A 2,060-nucleotide genomic window follows, 5' to 3' on the forward strand; every position below is an offset into this window, starting at 1 on the left:
ACCCAAACAGTCTTTTGCTCTGGCCGATCAGGTAATTCATTGTGAGCACTTGCCGAGTGCCGGCGACGTCGTCGATTAAGGAGGTGATCCAGCCGCAGGTTCCCCTACGGCTACCTTGTTACGACTTCACCCCAGTCATGAACCACACCGTGGTGATCGCCCTCCGAAGTTAGGCTAACCACTTCTGGTGCAGTCCACTCCCATGGTGTGACGGGCGGTGTGTACAAGGCCCGGGAACGTATTCACCGTGACATTCTGATTCACGATTACTAGCGATTCCGACTTCACGGAGTCGAGTTGCAGACTCCGATCCGGACTGAGACCGGCTTTATGGGATTAGCTCCACCTCGCGGCTTTGCAACCCATTGTACCGACCATTGTAGCACGTGTGTAGCCCTACCCGTAAGGGCCATGATGACTTGACGTCGTCCCCACCTTCCTCCGGTTTGTCACCGGCAGTCTCCCTAGAGTTCCCGACCGAATCGCTGGCAAATAGGGACAAGGGTTGCGCTCGTTACGGGACTTAACCCAACATTTCACAACACGAGCTGACGACAGCCATGCAGCACCTGTCTGTGCGTTCCCGAAGGCACCAATCCATCTCTGGAAAGTTCGCACGATGTCAAGGGTAGGTAAGGTTCTTCGCGTTGCATCGAATTAAACCACATGCTCCACCGCTTGTGCGGGCCCCCGTCAATTCATTTGAGTTTTAACCTTGCGGCCGTACTCCCCAGGCGGTCGACTTATCGCGTTAACTGCGCCACAAAGGTCTCAAGGACCCCAACGGCTAGTCGACATCGTTTACGGCGTGGACTACCAGGGTATCTAATCCTGTTTGCTACCCACGCTTTCGCACCTCAGCGTCAGTGTCAGTCCAGAAGGCCGCCTTCGCCACTGGTATTCCTCCCGATCTCTACGCATTTCACCGCTACACCGGGAATTCTACCTTCCTCTCCTGCACTCTAGCCTGACAGTTCCGGATGCCGTTCCCAGGTTGAGCCCGGGGCTTTCACAACCGGCTTATCACGCCGCCTACGCGCGCTTTACGCCCAGTAATTCCGATTAACGCTCGCACCCTCCGTATTACCGCGGCTGCTGGCACGGAGTTAGCCGGTGCTTCTTCTGTGAGTGATGTCTTCCCTCTGGGGTATTAGCCCAGAGGCGTTCTTCCTCACTGAAAGTGCTTTACAACCCGAAGGCCTTCTTCACACACGCGGCATGGCTGGATCAGGCTTTCGCCCATTGTCCAATATTCCCCACTGCTGCCTCCCGTAGGAGTTCGGGCCGTGTCTCAGTCCCGATGTGGCTGATCATCCTCTCAGACCAGCTACGGATCGCGGCCTTGGTGAGCCATTACCTCACCAACAAGCTAATCCGACATAGGCTCATCCGATAGCGCAAGGTCCGAAGATCCCCTGCTTTCCCCCGTAGGGCGTATGCGGTATTAGCCTGAGTTTCCTCAGGTTATCCCCCACTACCGGGCAGATTCCTATGCATTACTCACCCGTCCGCCGCTCGACGCCTGGAAGCAAGCTTCCATCGTTTCCGCTCGACTTGCATGTGTTAGGCCTGCCGCCAGCGTTCAATCTGAGCCATGATCAAACTCTTCAGTTTAAAAGCTTGATAGTGCATTGAGTGCACCAAACTTGGCTCAAGGTTCAAACGTCTCGTTTGACGAGTCGCTTGCCTTGATATTCAGTGACTGGTCACCGACATCTCGACAAGCGCCCACATGAATTACCTGATCGATTGTTAAAGAGCATCTTGCATTGCCGTGCCGTCCGGCCCGGCGCCCTGCAAGGAAGGCGTATTCTACGTGATCGGCGCCGCGTGTCAACCGTGTGTGTCGATGGCTTCCGAGGAAGCGATCCGGCTGACCGAGCGATCATCTCGCAAACGAGGTGACGTCCGATCGAGTGGCGAGCATTCTACCGTTTCCGGCGAGCCTGTCAACCGGGTCTTTTCAAAAAACCCTCGAAGAAACAAGCACTTCTGCCACTCATCACCGCCTGCAACGTTGCCCGTCGCCGGCAGCGGATGCGTACTTTACGGATTCTCCG

At 55.8% G+C, this 2,060-nt stretch carries 1 rRNA gene; it reads right to left on the reverse strand.

The features are described from left to right. Positions 1-76: 76 nt before the first annotated feature. A 16S ribosomal RNA gene (locus EKG36_RS20360) occupies positions 77-1,614 on the reverse strand. Between the last annotated feature and the right edge of the window lie 446 nt (positions 1,615-2,060).

The sequence above is a fragment of the Halomonas nitroreducens genome, from assembly GCF_003966155.1.
Taxonomy (GTDB): Bacteria; Pseudomonadota; Gammaproteobacteria; order Pseudomonadales; family Halomonadaceae; genus Halomonas; species Halomonas nitroreducens.